The 14,858-nt window shown below is 43.6% G+C and carries 14 protein-coding genes and 1 pseudogene; 7 read left to right on the forward strand and 8 right to left on the reverse strand.

The window, feature by feature from the left end; translation table 11 throughout:
• Nucleotides 1–113: 113 nt before the first annotated feature.
• Both E1963_RS16370 and E1963_RS16375 read left to right on the forward strand, forming a co-directional pair.
• Nucleotides 114–350 (forward strand): helix-turn-helix domain-containing protein, encoded by a 237-nt coding sequence (locus E1963_RS16370; RefSeq protein WP_132280296.1) that lies wholly within the window; start codon nt 114–116, stop codon nt 348–350.
• Nucleotides 351–548: 198 nt separating this feature from the next.
• The gene (locus E1963_RS16375) at nt 549–1,082 is read left to right on the forward strand and encodes an RNA pseudouridine synthase (RefSeq protein ID WP_262202166.1); all 534 of its coding nucleotides are present in this window, start codon (nt 549–551) and stop codon (nt 1,080–1,082) included.
• 10 nt (nt 1,083–1,092) lie between these two features.
• Here the strand turns inward: E1963_RS16375 and spoVG are convergent, their stop codons facing one another.
• From spoVG to E1963_RS16390, 3 genes are read right to left on the reverse strand one after another with little or no spacing between them, the layout of a single operon-like run.
• On the reverse strand, nt 1,093–1,386 hold the full coding sequence (gene spoVG, locus E1963_RS16380) for a septation regulator SpoVG (protein ID WP_066571483.1): 294 nt from the start codon (nt 1,384–1,386) through the stop codon (nt 1,093–1,095).
• A gap of 30 nt (nt 1,387–1,416) precedes the next feature.
• Nucleotides 1,417–2,535 (reverse strand): glucose-1-phosphate adenylyltransferase subunit GlgD, encoded by a 1,119-nt coding sequence (gene glgD, locus E1963_RS16385; protein WP_132280302.1) that lies wholly within the window; start codon nt 2,533–2,535, stop codon nt 1,417–1,419.
• The gene (locus E1963_RS16390; protein WP_132280305.1) at nt 2,532–3,806 is read right to left on the reverse strand and encodes a glucose-1-phosphate adenylyltransferase; all 1,275 of its coding nucleotides are present in this window, start codon (nt 3,804–3,806) and stop codon (nt 2,532–2,534) included. The genes glgD and E1963_RS16390 overlap by 4 nt, the downstream gene beginning before the upstream one ends.
• A gap of 231 nt (nt 3,807–4,037) precedes the next feature.
• Here E1963_RS16390 and murC point away from each other — a divergent pair, with 231 nt between their 5' ends.
• The 5 genes and pseudogenes from murC to E1963_RS20805 form a co-directional block, all read left to right on the forward strand.
• Entirely contained in the window at nt 4,038–5,417 is a 1,380-nt protein-coding gene (gene murC / locus E1963_RS16395; protein ID WP_132280308.1) for a UDP-N-acetylmuramate--L-alanine ligase, read from the forward strand.
• Nucleotides 5,418–5,553: 136 nt separating this feature from the next.
• Nucleotides 5,554–6,603, forward strand: a complete 1,050-nt coding sequence (locus E1963_RS16400; protein ID WP_132280311.1) for a DnaD domain protein — start codon at nt 5,554–5,556, stop codon at nt 6,601–6,603.
• Nucleotides 6,604–6,630: 27 nt separating this feature from the next.
• Nucleotides 6,631–7,644, forward strand: a complete 1,014-nt coding sequence (locus tag E1963_RS16405) for an ATP-binding protein (protein WP_132280314.1) — start codon at nt 6,631–6,633, stop codon at nt 7,642–7,644.
• Nucleotides 7,631–8,815, forward strand: coding sequence for a ribose-phosphate pyrophosphokinase (locus tag E1963_RS16410; protein ID WP_132280317.1), 1,185 nt, complete (start codon nt 7,631–7,633; stop codon nt 8,813–8,815). Before E1963_RS16405 ends, E1963_RS16410 begins: the two co-directional genes overlap by 14 nt.
• 56 nt (nt 8,816–8,871) lie before the next feature.
• Nucleotides 8,872–9,444, forward strand: a pseudogene (locus E1963_RS20805) (IS3 family transposase); the annotation flags it as partial.
• 156 nt (nt 9,445–9,600) lie between these two features.
• On the opposite strand, the gene E1963_RS16425 reads toward E1963_RS20805, so the two are convergent.
• From E1963_RS16425 to E1963_RS16445, 5 genes are all read right to left on the reverse strand, one after another.
• Nucleotides 9,601–10,458: an IS256 family transposase gene (locus E1963_RS16425; RefSeq protein WP_132280320.1), complete on the reverse strand. Its 858-nt coding sequence runs from the start codon at nt 10,456–10,458 to the stop codon at nt 9,601–9,603.
• A 132-nt stretch (nt 10,459–10,590) separates the two neighbouring features.
• Nucleotides 10,591–11,244 carry an L-fuculose-phosphate aldolase gene (locus tag E1963_RS16430; RefSeq protein WP_132280323.1) on the reverse strand — a complete coding sequence of 218 codons (654 nt, stop codon included), beginning with the start codon at nt 11,242–11,244 and terminating at the stop codon, nt 10,591–10,593.
• 44 nt (nt 11,245–11,288) lie between these two features.
• On the reverse strand, nt 11,289–12,731 hold the full coding sequence (locus tag E1963_RS16435) for an FGGY-family carbohydrate kinase (protein ID WP_132280326.1): 1,443 nt from the start codon (nt 12,729–12,731) through the stop codon (nt 11,289–11,291).
• Nucleotides 12,732–12,742: 11 nt separating this feature from the next.
• The gene (locus E1963_RS16440) at nt 12,743–13,726 is read right to left on the reverse strand and encodes a 2-hydroxyacid dehydrogenase (RefSeq protein ID WP_132280329.1); all 984 of its coding nucleotides are present in this window, start codon (nt 13,724–13,726) and stop codon (nt 12,743–12,745) included.
• A 10-nt stretch (nt 13,727–13,736) separates the two neighbouring features.
• Complete coding sequence (locus tag E1963_RS16445; RefSeq protein ID WP_132280332.1) at nt 13,737–14,789, reverse strand: S-methyl-5-thioribose-1-phosphate isomerase; 1,053 nt, start codon at nt 14,787–14,789, stop codon at nt 13,737–13,739.
• Nucleotides 14,790–14,858 lie beyond the last annotated feature (69 nt).

Below are 14,858 nucleotides of genomic sequence, written 5' to 3' on the forward strand. Positions count from 1 at the left end.
AACGACAGAGAAATCTCAAAATTGTATCATGTATCACGTTCAGCTATCAATAGCAGACGGGATAGAGGACTAAGAAAATTACAGAAGTTATTGAATGAAAGGGAATAGGAAAAATGAAAAAAGATTATGGTTATCCCTCTTACGACCTTATTTGCAGAGCGTCTAATGGAGATGAAAAGGCAGTCAGAGGAATTTTAGACTTTTACAACGCTTATATCTCTAAAGTATGCTTACGTCCATACTATCATGCAAATGGTACTGTAAATATGCAGGTTGATGAAGAATTAAAAGGTCAAATTCATACAGAAATGATGAAAGCCATTTTAAGGTTTGAAGTCAGAGAGAAGTAGTCAAGTAGTATGAAAAAGGGAGATACACAGTTTCATTTCATGTGCTATCTCCCTTGTGGTTTATATTGTCATATCAGGGCTCTTCAATCGTGGTAAATTCGTGGTAAAATGAATGTTTTTCGATTTTGAAATTGCTTATAAATGTAGTGTTTTTGGGGATAATTCAAAATCTTATATAAAATTTCATATAAATATATAATCGAATGCGTAAAACCGCACGGAGTCGCCACGCAGAGCAAAAATACGGCCGTGCCCGATATGGAAAGCATGCTGAAGATACATATCTTCTCATGCGGGCCACAAATCGGCGAACCCTACCTCCCCATAATACACCGGCTGGATCAGCCGGTGAAGGGGATACTTGTATTTGCCAAAACACCTCTTGCAGCCCGGGAGCTGAACCGGCAGATGCAGAACGCGTGTTTTGAAAAATATTACCGGGCACAGGTAGACGGCACCCCGCCGGACAAAGAAGGCACACTAGAAAACTACATGCTGAAAGACGGACGGACCAACACTTCTTCTATCTGTACACGGGAAGTCCCCGGTGCAAAGCCCGCAAGGCTGCACTATAAAATTGTAGAAGAGGGACAGGGATACTTCAAAATGGGACACCCTGAAACGAGTTGGGGACGGGGGAAATTGAGATTTCCCCCGTCCCCATTTCGTGCGCCTAAAAAGGACATCCCCGCAAGGATGTCCTTTTGCCGTCTCTCAAATCTCAACCAATGACCACCTGGTCCTATGCTTCCACCACATCTGGCTCCGCAGCCGGTTCTTCCTGCAACGCTTCTTCGTATCTCTCAAGTATGATGCTTTGAATGCGCTCTCTTGTGCCTGAGTTGATTGGATGCGCAATATCCCGATATTCGCCGTCTAATGCTTTTTTGCTGGGCATAGCAATAAAGAGTCCTTTTTCTCCTTCGATGACCTTAATGTCGTGTACTACGAATTCCTCATCCATAGTAATTGATACTACCGCTTTAAGCTTACCCTCTTTTGCTACTTTACGTACGCGTACATCTGTGATTTGCATTTTTTCAAGCCCCTTTCTGTCAGCCGTGCACTATAGTGCATACCTCTCGTTCTTTTCCACGACTACCTTCACACCGTTCTCACCAACGTGGCGCGTATTTGCTCTGATTGTGTCACGACTTTCTACAATACAGTTTTCAATGTACGTATTGTCTCCGAGATATACGTCGTTCAGAATTATAGAATTCTTAATCACGCAATTGTTCCCCACAAATGTCTTCTTGAACAAGATGGAATTTTCCACTGTCCCGTTGATGATACTTCCGCTTGCTACAAGGCTGTTCTTAACAACTGAACCCGGGTTATATTTTGCGGGCGGCAAATCGCTGACCTTGGAGAAAATATCCGGATGTTCCTTGAAAAAGTAATTTCTTACTTCCGGCTTCAGGAAATCCATGTTTGTGCGGTAATAAGCATCCACTGTGGAAATGTTGCTCCAGTAATCTTTTATCTTATAACCGTATATCTTTTTCAGATTCTTATATCTGATAAGAATGTCGGTTACAAAATCGTGCCTCTCCTCCTCTGCGCAGTGCTCAATCAGATCAATCAGCTGTCGTCTTCTGATTACATAGATTCCGGTTGATATCGTATTTGAATTAGCCACCATGGGCTTCTCTTCAAATTCTTCAATACGCATAGACTCATTCATCTTGATAGTACCAAACCTGCTCGCGTCCTCTCCTGACTCCAGGTCCTTGCACACCACGGTAATATCCGCCTTCTTTGCAATATGGTATTCCAGCACCTTGTTGTAATCCATCTTGTATACGGCATCGCCGGAAGTAATAATCACGTAGGGTTCATGACATCTCTTAAGGAAATCCAGGTTCTGGTATATAGCGTCTGCCGTCCCTCTGTACCAGTACCCGTTGTCCGCGGTTATCGTTGGGGTAAATACATACAGCCCACCCTGCTTCCTTCCAAAGTCCCACCATTTGGAAGAATTCAGATGCTCGTTCAGCGAACGGGCATTATACTGAGTCAATACTGCCACTTTCTGGATATGGGAATTGGACATATTGCTTAGGGCAAAATCAATCGCCCTGTAGCTGCCTGCGACAGGCATCGCCGCCACCGCGCGTCTATGGGTAAGTTCCCGCATCTTGTTGCTGTTGCCACCTGCTAAAATAAGACCTACTGCTCTCATACTCGTTCACCTGCCTTTATCAATGTTTCTCCGCTCTCAAGTATTCCGTCCGGGTAGTCTTCCTTAGATGTAACACCGCTTATGGCAGTATTCTTTCCAATCTGGACCCCTCCAGGTATCTCCGAGTTCTCGCCAATGGTCACAAGACCAAATGAATAAACCGCCGGCTTCAGCTTGTTAGGCACTTCCGATCCAATTCCAAGCGTAACATTGTCGCCGACCTTCACGCTCTCTGCAATAATAGACTTATCGATTACACAGTCGCTTCCGATTGCGACATCCTTCATAATAATCGAGTCTCTCACGATCGTTCCCGGGCCGATTGTCACTCCCGATCCAATTACACAGTTATGTATCTCTCCGTATATCTCCGAACCGTCACCGATGATGCTCCTCTCAATCACCGCATCTCCTGATACATACTGCGGAGGGATAATATCACTGTTTGTGTATATTTTCCAAAATTCTTCATATAAATTAAACTCAGGGATTATATCTATCAGCTCCATATTCGCTTCCCAATATGAGCCGAGCGTACCTACGTCCTTCCAGTATCCGTTGTACTCATATGCGAATAGACGGTCCTCCCTGTCGTGGCAGTATGGTATGATATGCTTTCCAAAATCACACCCCGGCTCGTCCTGAAGTGCAAGGAGCGCCTCCTTCAGCACCGGCCAGCTGAATATGTAGATACCCATGGAAGCCAGATTGCTCTTCGGCTCCGGCGGCTTCTCCTGGAATTCGGTAATACGGCCTTCCTCGTCCGTAATTACAATTCCAAAACGGTTTGCCTCCTCCATAGGCACCGGCATGGCGGCAATTGTGACGTCTGCTTTGTTTTCCTTGTGGTAATCAAGCATAACCTCATAGTCCATCTTATAGATGTGGTCACCCGACAGAATCAATACGTAATCCGGATTAAACGTGTCCATATAATCCAGGTTCTGGAAAATGGCATTGGCCGTACCGGTATACCATTCACTGCTATTGCTCTTCTCATACGGCGGAAGAATGGTTACTCCACCGATATTACGGTCCAAATCCCACGGAATACCAATTCCGATATGTGTATTCAATCGTAACGGCTGATATTGCGTTAGCACTCCTACAGTATCGATTCCTGAGTTAATGCAGTTGCTGAGCGGGAAGTCAATAATCCTGTATTTACCTCCAAAAGCAACGGCTGGCTTGGCCACTTTTGCCGTAAGGACTCCCAACCTGCTGCCTTGTCCTCCTGCCAGCAACATTGCTATCATCTCTTTCTTAATCATGTCATCACCCCTTCTCAGTAATTCGTTGCTCACATTATACCATAATTTTCATATTCAGTGAACAACATTTACAAAAAAATTGGATTTTTTGTGAACTTTTTATTAATTTATAACAAAAAAAATATGGCTTGGTTTTTTTTGCATATATGTTTATAATAATATGAATAGGGATATTCTTTTATTCCAATTTTTGGCCCTTATGTAGAATTTTATAAAACAGGAAGGTATCTTATGTATAAAATCAATTTTGAACAACCGGTACACGTACATTTTATCGGCATCGGCGGCATCAGCATGAGCGGTCTTGCGGAAATACTCCTCAAAGAAGGGTTCACAGTCTCAGGCTCGGACAATAAAGAGTCTGCACTGACAGACCACCTCGAAAGCCTGGGCGCTACTATATTCTATGGACAGAAAGCTTCTAATATAATAGACGGAACAGATGTGGCGGTATATACGGCAGCCATACATGAAGACAACGAAGAATATAAGGCAGCCGTGCAGAAAGGGCTTCCCATGCTCAGCCGGGCCGAACTGCTCGGACAGCTCATGACCAATTATGACGTCCCTGTTGCCATCTCCGGTACCCACGGTAAGACGACCACGACTTCCATGCTTTCCCATATACTTCTCGCAGGAGAACTGGATCCGACCATATCTGTCGGCGGCATATTGAAAGCCATCGGCGGTAATATAAAAGTCGGAACATCGGGACTGTTCGTGACGGAAGCCTGTGAATACACGAACAGCTTTCTTCATTTCCATCCTATGATAAGCGTCATACTGAACATCGACGAGGATCATCTCGACTTTTTCAAAGACCTGGACGACATCCGTAATTCCTTCCGCCGCTTTGCAGAGCTTCTGCCGGCCGGCGGAACGTTAGTCATCAACGGAGAGATCGAACGGCTTGAGGAGATTACAGCAGGCCTGCCATGCCGTATCGTTACGTACGGTCCCGGACACGATGTGAACTACAGCGCATCTAATATCACGTACGATGCGAAGGGCGAGGCATCCTTTGACCTCGTGAAAGACGGCGAATTCATGGAGCGTATACAGCTTTCTGTAAATGGAGACCACAACGTCTCCAACGCCCTCGCAGCAATTGCAGTCGCGGATACCCTGTCCGTACCGCTGTCCGATATCTGCCGCGGACTGAAAGAATTCACGGGTACCAAACGCAGGTTTGAGCACAAAGGAGAGACGAACGGCTTTACCGTCATCGACGACTATGCCCACCACCCGACGGAGATCAAAGCTTCTCTTACCGCTGCGGCACACTATCCGCACAAGGAGCTCTGGTGCGTGTTCCAGCCCCACACCTACACGAGGACAAAGGCATTGTTCCGCGATTTCATAGATGCACTCACACTAGCTGACCACGTTGTACTGGCAGATATATACGCAGCCAGAGAGACAGACACCCTCGGAATTTCGTCCCGGGATATTGCAGATGCCCTAAAGGAAAATGATTGTGACGCCTACTATTTCGCTACATTTGAAGAGATAGAAGACTTCTGCCTGGATAAGTGTCATAAAGGGGATTTGTTGATAACTATGGGAGCGGGAGATGTTGTAAATATTGGGGAAAACATACTTAAGAAATAGGTTATCCACACTTTCCACACAATTTTATCAACAAAAAACTCCTTTTTTGCCTTAGAAATTGCTTTTTTGCCTGTCCTTCTAATGCTATAATATGTCTACGCAACACTTAATCATGAGGGAGGACTGGCGTAACGTTATGAAGAAGCTGACATTGACCAATCACGCACAAGAGAAGACAACCGTACTGGAAAATGAATTTATCGACCATTATATGGCCGAGGCGAACGGAGAATATGTGAAGGTATATCTTCTTCTGCTGCGCCATTTAAACAGTCCCGACGGCAGCCTGAGTGTTTCCCGGATTGCCGATATTCTTGATGATACGGAAAAAGATGTCATCCGGGCGCTTAATTACTGGAAAAAACAGGGACTCCTTGACTTTGAGCCGACAGACCTGAATGCTGCTCCTTCCGCGGAGCAGGCCGTCAACAAGGCCGCGTCGGAAGAAGCGCTCCCGGTTCCGGGGAAATCAGCGGCCGGATCCGCCTCCGAACCCGCCACGGCAGCTCCGGCACAGAACATACAGCCGTACCGCAACCGCAGGGAGCGCGAGGAGTTCAAGGAACTTCTGTTTGTGGCGGAACAGTACCTCGGCAAGACATTGTCCGCAACTGAAATTGACACGATTACATATTTTTACGATACACTTCATATGTCCACTGATTTGATTGAATATCTCATTGAATACTGTGTGGAAAACGGACACAAGAGTATGCACTACATACAGAAGGTAGCGCTGGCCTGGGCGGAGCAGAAGATCTCCACCGTAGCCGGGGCCAAGGCAAACACTGTCCTTTATAACAAGAACTGCTACTCCGTGCTGAATGCTTACGGTATCAAAGGGCGCGTACCCGCCTCCTCTGAGATTACCTTTATACGCCGGTGGAATGAAGAATACGGCTTTTCACTTGAGCTTATACTCGAGGCGTGCAGCCGCACGATGAATACCATCCACCAGCCGAGTTTTGATTACACGGAGTCCATATTAAAAAGCTGGCTCGCAAAAGGTGTAAAACATCTGAAGGACGTGGAAGCTCTTGACGCGGAATATCTGCTCGAAAAAGAGCGGAAAAAGAAGAAAGATAAAAACGCCGCCGCACCTTCGGGCGCAAAGAACAACAAGTTCAATAATTTTGAAGGACGCAATTATGACATGAATGACCTGGAACGCAAGCTCGTCCAGTAATAAAACAAGATAAAGGAGACTGCTGACATGGCACTTTCGAATTCCCAGTACGAATTTTTAATGCGCATATATGAGCAGAGACAGCTGGATAACGAAAGCCGTCTGCGCAGGCGGTACGAAGATGTTTATCGCAGAATTCCAAAGCTAGAGGAGATAGATTATTCTATCTCCGCTTTTAGTGTCGCACAGGCCCGTAAGCTGCTGGAAGGGGACAACCTGGCCCTCTCCTCCCTTAAGGATAATATAAACCGGCTTTCCGCCAAAAAGCTGCAGTTGTTGAAGGAAAACGGATACCCGGAAAACTATCTGGAGCTGCAGTACACATGTCCGGACTGTAAGGACACCGGCTATATCGGCAGCCGAAAATGCCACTGCTTCCAAAAGGCCATCGTGGATCTGTTATACACACAGTCTAATCTGCAGGAGATACTGGAAAAAGAGAATTTTTCCACTTTCCGTCTCGACTATTATTCATACAACCACATAGACCCCGTAAAAGGACGTTCTTCCCGCGAAGCTATCGACACTGCCCTGAAGGCATGCCATGAATTCGTGGATACATTTTCCTCAGAGTTCCGAAACATACTACTATATGGAGATACAGGGGTCGGCAAGACATTTCTTACGCATTGTGTCGCAAAAGAGTTGATTGATACGTCATTTTCTGTTATCTATTTTACTGCGGCCCAGTTATTTGACGTATTTGCCAGAAACACATTCGGAAAAAGGGAAGAGGCAAAAGATGACTCCTTTGAACACATCTACAGCTGCGACCTGCTGATTATTGACGATCTCGGCACAGAACTCCCGAACTCATTTACAACCTCTCAGCTGTTCGTATGTCTGAACGAAAGATTACTACGGCAGAAATCGACTATGATTTCGACAAATCTTGCGCTTGAAGATTTGAAATCCATATATTCTGAACGGACGTTCTCTCGTCTGAGCAGTAATTTTACAATGCTCCGGCTCACCGGAGATGATATAAGAATCCAGAAAAAATTATTAAACCTAGGAGGTACAAAGGATGTTACGCCGTAACGAACGTAATTTGGAAAATATACCGGTGGGGGCTTTGGGCATCATCGCTCTCGACGGGTGCAAGGAGATGGGCAAAAGGGTCGACGATTATATCGTGAAATGGCGCCGCGAAGACGGGCCGGAATACAAAAATGACATTGTATTTAACGGATATGAGCGCGATACTTATCTTGTAAATGCCAAAGTACCGCGTTTTGGTTCCGGTGAGGCCAAGGGCATTCTCGGAGAGTCCGTCCGCGGGAGAGACCTGTACCTCATGGTCGACGTTTGTAATTACAGCCTCACATACTCTCTGACCGGACATATAAACCACATGTCACCGGATGACCATTATCAGAATCTGAAGCGGGTTATCGCCGCGATTGGCGGCAAGGGACGGCGTATCAACGTCATCATGCCGTTCCTCTATGAAAGCCGGCAGCACAAACGGAGCAGCCGCGAATCACTGGACTGCGCCCTGGCGCTCCAGGAGCTCGTCAGGATGGGGGTAGACAATATCATAACATTTGACGCCCACGACCCAAGAGTACAGAACGCCATCCCGTTAAGCGGGTTTGAGACCGTCCGGCCTACCTACCAGTTCATCAAAGGGCTCCTGCGCCACTTCAAAGACCTCCGTATAGACAGCGAACACATGATGGCAATCAGCCCGGATGAAGGTGCGACGGAGCGGGCCATCTATCTCGCCAATGTGCTGAATCTTGATATGGGTATGTTCTACAAACGCCGCGACTACACGCAGATAGTAAAAGGCCGCAATCCGATTGTCGCCCACGAATTCCTCGGTTCCTCCGTGGAAGGTAAAGACGTGATTATTCTCGACGATATGATATCCTCCGGCGACAGTATCCTGGATGTGGCAAAGCAGCTGAAGCAGCGGAAGGCCAAAAGAATCTTCGCCGCCGCCACGTTCGGACTCTTCACGAACGGGATGGACAAGTTTGACAAGGCTTATGAAGAAGGCCTCTTCGACGCCATTCTTACGACGAACCTCATATATCAGACGCCGGAGCTTCTTGAAAAGCCCTATTATATCAGCTGCGATATGAGCAAATATATCGCGTTGATGATCGATACGCTGAACCACGACGGCTCCATCAGCAGCATTCTCGACCCGAATGAAAGGATTCAGAATGTAATCCAGAAGTACCAGCGCGGCGAAGAGATATAATGCAATTGGGAGTCTGTCTCAAAATGGGAACAAGGCGACCACATAAATCTAAGAAAGATATCAATGCGACCGAAGATCTTCTGGCGGAAGTACAACGGCTCCGGATGGAGAATGAATACTTAAAAAAATTGAACGGCTTAGTTCAAGAGCGGGAAAAGTCCGAGAAGAGGATAAAGTAGCTGTCATAACAGAACTAAGGCGAACCTTTAAATTGGCAGCATTATTACAACTGGCAGGAATCCCCCGCAGTATTTATTATTATTACCTGAAAAAGGCGGGGCACCTGATAAATATGCTGAAATTAAAACGGCTATTACGTCCATATATCATGAAAATCAGGGACGATATGGTTATCGAAGAATCACTATGGAGCTACATAATCAAGGGTATACCATCAACCATAAAACGGTCCAGCGGCTAATGAAAGAACTGCATATCAAATGCATGGTAAGGATGAAAAAATACCGTTCATATAAAGGTGAAGTTGGGAAAATTGCACCGAACATCATCCAACGTGATTTTAAGGCGAAAAGCCAAATATGAAATGGACAACGGACATTACGGAATTTGCATTGTTTGGAACGAAGCTATATTTATCACCAATCCTTGATATGTATAATGGGGAAATGAGACTGTGAAGAAAAGTCTGTAAATAAGATTCTTCTATGATAAGACTGGGTGAAAGGCTTAAAAATGAGCTTTTCACCCTTTGTTTTATATATACCATCTGGCTGATGGCATGTCAATAACAGGCGGTTCTTCCGCCTGTCTTAACCTGAATATTTTTAGTCCGGCAGTCTGCCTTCATACACAATGCTCAACTCTCCGTAGACCTGAGCCCAGTTCCGGATGGTAGCCGTCCATCTCTTTGCTGCTTCAAAGGTAGCCAGATACAGAGCCTTCAGCAGAGCTGTGTCACTAAGGAATACGCTCCTCTGCTGATTTAAACGCCGGTATGTGGAATTCAGTGATTCTATGGCGTTTGTGGTATAAATTACCTTTCGGACAATTGCTGTAAACTTGAAAATTGGAGAAATCGCATCCCGGTTGTCTTTCCATCGTTTCATGGAATTCGGATATTTCGGAGTCCACTTTTCAGTTACCCGGTCAAGGGCTGCCAGGGCTTTCTTCTCATCTGGAGCCTGATATATTGTTTTTAGATCCGTTGCAAAAGCTTTTCTGTCTTTATCTGGAACATACTTCAGTGGATTTCTTACCTGATGGACGATGCAGCGCTGATATTCTGTTTTAGGGAATGCAGCCGCAATAGCTTCTTTAATCCCAGTGAGGCCGTCAGCACAGAGAATCAGGATATCTTTTACACCACGGTTTTTCAGCTCATTCAGAACAGACAGCCAGTATTTAGAACTTTCGTTATCTCCAACCTGAATGGTAAGGACTTCCTTATCCAGAGGCCGGTTCTGCCAGTCTTCAATCTGGGGAAGAATCTTATCTGTTACATCAGAAATAAATCCTTCGGAGGTTTCCATCATTTCCTTGATGGTTCCACCAAGAAGATCCTTAAGTGCATCTTGGGTATCTTCAGCCGTCTGAATATCGTATTCTTCCAGTAGCTGATGAATGATGTTACGCTTGCCCTCCGTCATTTGTACCCGGTGTACAGGCTTCTTTTGTTTTGCCATAATAAAAGGCCCTCCTATGAATTAGATTTTATCATAGAAGAACCTTTCATTTACATATTTACAGCAAAATTTTCATACTCCCTCCTGTGCAATACAGAATTCCATCCTCATTATTTGCCTAGCATCAACTTTCTATTTTTCTTTTGCCTGACCATAGCTTTTAAATTTTATCATAACATGCTCCATCTCTTCATCACTGAGCACAACTGGATCTCCGATGCACATTGCACGGTACTGTACTTCTGCACAGAACTCCATTCCGCATGCCAGACCATATGCGCCCTTTAAGTCTTTTCCACATGCCAGCATACCATGATTCGCAAGTAATACTGCATCGCTTTTTCCACACGCTTCACTTGCCGCTTCTGCCAGTTCTTTACTTCCGAAGGTTTTATACGGTGCACATGGTATTGTTGCAACTCCTGCATCTCCGATAACATAATGAACTGCTTTCAACGGCTGATTCAGTACTGCGAAAACAGTGCAATACATGGAATGCGCATGTACAACTGCTCTACAGTCCGGTTTTGTTTTATACATTGCTGTATGTAAAGCCCATTCACTTGACGGCTTTTTGGTTCCCTCTACTACATTTGCTTCCAAATCCATTACTACTACATCTTCCGGTGTAGTATCAAAATAACCGACACCAGATGGACTGATTGCCATAAGACTTTTCTCAGAATTATAAATACTAATGTTTCCACTTGTACCTGTGCTTAATCCATCTGCACTCATCTTCTTTCCGTATTCTACGATTTGACCTCTTTCTTCCTGTAATAACATCTTTTTTTCTTCCCTTCTTTAATAAATGTAATCTATTTGCTATCCTAGTTAATAGGATTAAGCATCTGTCTGTTTGAAAGCCATACCGGATAATATTTTTGTATCAGACTGTCTGTGCGCGGTTTAAAACGCTTTTCTTTTCCCTTGCTTTTTTCATAAGAAATTTCAAAATATTCATTACATACCTTCATACATCCGTAGATAGATGCTTGTTCAAATCCCTCATATATAATCAATTTTTTCCCGGTCAAATCTGCTATCATCTGACACAAAACTTCTGATTGTAATCCTCCTCCGCACCCAAGAATGTAGTCCTTCTCATGCGGTATCATTTCACAAAGACTTTCATACTGTACATAGATAGAACATGCAATGTCACCTACCAGTGCCCATAACAGATCCGTTGTATCAAGAGCCGCATCAAAAGGTGCTCCAGTAATAAATCCGCCTTTTTTCAATGACTGTTTTTTTGAAAAATTCAAAGAGGCAAATGAGGCTGTACACAAAAATTCTTCTTTTTCATCCATCAGTCTGTCCAACTCTCCGTAAGGGACATTTTCAAAAAACATCTTTTTGAACCGCTGGTAATTCATTCCTGTTACACCGGGGTTTGTCTCTACCTGATAATTATATCCCCCAAGATTACAGTCCGTCCAACATCTTTCTTCCTTATCATAATACATTTTATCCACAATCGTAACAACAGGAGAAGTAGTTCCTGATACAATACCAACATCACCAGTATGGATGCCGCTTCCTTTTACAGCTACCTGGGTATCGGCTCCTCCTATAATGAATTCCGTATTAACAGGAAGTAATAATTCTTTACACAGTTCTTCTTTTATCCTTCCAAGACTGCTTCCTGCTTTTTGTAACTCCGGCAGTATTTCTTTTCGGATACCGTAATAATTACATATACGCTGTGACCATTCCAGTGTCTCTATATCAAATAATTGTATTTCACATGCTTGGGATGGTTCTATAACAATCTTTCCTGTAAATATTTCTCCAATCCATTCACTCAGACTCGTAATTTTCTCTACTCTGTTATATAAGTCCGGATGTTTTTTCCTTAATCCCAGAAGCTTTGCGGCAGGAAAATCTTCTGTCACCCAGCGTCCTGTTATTTCATAGATATATTCTTTATCTGGTATTTCTTTTACCCATTCTCTTCCCCGGTTGTCAATATTCGGAAGTCCCAGAAAAGCCTGTCCGTCTTTATCAAACAGAACAATACTTTCCCTTGCACCGGAAGAAACAACTGCTGATACCTTTATATCAGGATACTCTTTCCTTAACTCCCGGCATCCTTCCATAATAGGCTTCTGCCACTCTTCCGGAAGAAAATACTGTGCATCTTCATACATTTCATCTTTATGGTAGATATTCTCAAAAGATTTTACTGCATATATTTTCCCTGCGGATGATACAAGTGCTGCTCTGGAGTTGCCTGTTCCCAGGTCGACTACTATGTAATTTCTTTCCATCTCAATACTCCTTAAAGTACACAGCGATTATAAACTACTTTTTCCAGATCTTCATTTTTAAGCCATTTTATAATCCTGTCTGTCATAATCTCGGACTGATGATCCGTCACTTCAAATGTAGAACCACAGATATGCGGTGTTAAAAGAACATTGTCAAATTTTGCAACCTCAAGAGCCTCTTCCGTCGGAGGTTCAACCGAAAGTACGTCTAAAATAGCGCCCTGGATTTTCTTCTCTTTCAGTGTTTTTATTAAGGCTTCTTCATCTATAACTGCACTTCTTGCCGTATTTACAAAAATCGCTGTCTCTTTCATCTGTGCGAACAGTTGTTCATTAATCATTCCCCGTGTACTGTCAAGAACTGGCAGATGTATAGATACAATATCTGATTCCCGGAAAATCTTTTCCATTTCACATTTTTTATAATTTTCTTTTACAAATTCCACATAAGGGTCATAAAATGCAATCTCACAGCCAAATGCTTCCAGTATCTTCGCAGCAGAACGGCCTACAGCTCCGAATCCAACAAATCCTACTTTCTTTCCATATAATTCATGTCCCATCCACAGATAATATGGTGTAGTTCCTTCTTTCCATTCGCCTTTTTTAAGCCATTCTACAGAAGGAAGAACATTTCTCATATAATTAAGTAAAAGTCCTACAAGCATCTCTGCTACGGCCTGTGCATTACGTGCCGGTGTACAGAGAATCGGAACACCGGCTTTCGTACACGCATCTACATCCAGATTTGCAGGATTTGCTCTGCAGTCACCGATAAATTTAAGCTTGTCATAGCCGGATAATACCTTCTCTGTTACCCGGTCAAGTTCTGTTATTACCGCATCTGGTTCAAGTTCCTTTAATACCTTTAACATCTCATCTTCATAATACCTCTCACCCGTTTTTGTCCACGGGTCATATATAATCTCATCAAAATAAGGCTTTAATTCTTCGATTTTCTTTTCTGTAAATGGTGCTCTGATTAATAATTTCATAGTCTTACTCCTAATAGAATTCTTTTACTTTAGAATCAAAATAATCGTTTAGTACATATGGTGTATATACACCTTTATCAGTTACAATTCCACTGATTAAATGCGGTGGTGTAATGTCAAAGGATGGATATATTCCTTTTACCTCAGGCAGAGTATTTGGGATTCCTCTGTAGCTTAATACCTGTGCCGGGTCTCTTTCTTCTATAATAATGTCACTTCCATGAAGCTTATCCTCATCTGGAATTCCTGTTACAAAATATGGAATTCTAAAATATTTTGCCAGAATTGCTATCTGGTATGTTCCGATTTTATTAGCAATATGTCCATCCCTTGCGATCGTATCTGCTGCGGATGTAAATAAATTTACATTTTTATGCTGCATCGTATATGCAACCATATTATCTGTAATCACTGTTGTATCAAATCCCATCTGTGAACAACAACTGGAAGTAAGTCTTGCCCCCTGCAGATATGGCCTTGTCTCCGCACAGTAAATCTTAACGTCATTATTATTTTTACGGGCTGCACGGAGCATCATTCCTATAATTGTTTCTCCAAAGCACTGTGTCATAATGGTTCCGTTCTTTGGAAATAAATCTGCCAGATATTCTCCTACTTTTCCCATAGTTGAATATCTTCTGTTCAAAGAGTCAATCGTTCTGTTAAATATAGCTTCAACCGGATTAGCTCCTTTTTCCATCGCTTCCTTTGCAGCTTTCAGACAGCCTTCTGTAACGATGCCCATTCTGTTTGCGGTAGTTGGTCTTGCATGAGAGATATCATAAGAAGCCTGTGTAAGATACGCTATCTGTTCCGCTTCTTTCTTATCCTTTACTTCATACGCAGCCAGCGTCATTCCCATTCCTGCCGCAGTATAAGGTCCTGCACTCTGCGTTACCATATCAGTAATAGCTTTTGCAACCTCTTTATAGGTGTTACATTCTACAAACTTTATTTCTGTCGGATAGACTCTTCTGTCTAATATCCGTACTTTTCCATCTTCATACCAGGCAACATTTTCATACTGAAGCATAAATGCCAAATCCTGATCCTGTCTTTCCATTCTTTTCACTCCCTGTCTTTTTAAGATATCAGGAGTACCGCAATTAAACAGTACTCCCAATTCCTTATG

Origin of the sequence: Extibacter muris (genome assembly GCF_004345005.1) — a bacterium.
Taxonomy (GTDB): domain Bacteria; phylum Bacillota; class Clostridia; order Lachnospirales; family Lachnospiraceae; genus Extibacter; species Extibacter muris.

Excerpts from the sequence above, each read along its gene's own strand:
- E1963_RS16440 (WP_132280329.1), bottom strand. The coding sequence starts at position 13,726 with ATGAAATTATTAATCAGAGCACCATTTACAGAAAAGAAAATCGAAGAA.
- E1963_RS16425 (WP_132280320.1), bottom strand. The coding sequence starts at position 10,458 with ATGGCAAAACAAAAGAAGCCTGTACACCGGGTACAAATGACGGAGGGC.
- E1963_RS16390 (WP_132280305.1), bottom strand. The coding sequence starts at position 3,806 with ATGATTAAGAAAGAGATGATAGCAATGTTGCTGGCAGGAGGACAAGGC.
- E1963_RS16430 (WP_132280323.1), bottom strand. The coding sequence starts at position 11,244 with ATGTTATTACAGGAAGAAAGAGGTCAAATCGTAGAATACGGAAAGAAG.
- glgD (WP_132280302.1), bottom strand. The coding sequence starts at position 2,535 with ATGAGAGCAGTAGGTCTTATTTTAGCAGGTGGCAACAGCAACAAGATG.
- E1963_RS16410 (WP_132280317.1), top strand. The coding sequence starts at position 7,631 with ATGTTACGCCGTAACGAACGTAATTTGGAAAATATACCGGTGGGGGCT.
- E1963_RS16370 (WP_132280296.1), top strand. The coding sequence starts at position 114 with ATGAAAAAAGATTATGGTTATCCCTCTTACGACCTTATTTGCAGAGCG.
- E1963_RS16405 (WP_132280314.1), top strand. The coding sequence starts at position 6,631 with ATGGCACTTTCGAATTCCCAGTACGAATTTTTAATGCGCATATATGAG.
- E1963_RS16445 (WP_132280332.1), bottom strand. The coding sequence starts at position 14,789 with ATGGAAAGACAGGATCAGGATTTGGCATTTATGCTTCAGTATGAAAAT.
- spoVG (WP_066571483.1), bottom strand. The coding sequence starts at position 1,386 with ATGCAAATCACAGATGTACGCGTACGTAAAGTAGCAAAAGAGGGTAAG.
- murC (WP_132280308.1), top strand. The coding sequence starts at position 4,038 with ATGTATAAAATCAATTTTGAACAACCGGTACACGTACATTTTATCGGC.
- E1963_RS16435 (WP_132280326.1), bottom strand. The coding sequence starts at position 12,731 with ATGGAAAGAAATTACATAGTAGTCGACCTGGGAACAGGCAACTCCAGA.
- E1963_RS16400 (WP_132280311.1), top strand. The coding sequence starts at position 5,554 with ATGAAGAAGCTGACATTGACCAATCACGCACAAGAGAAGACAACCGTA.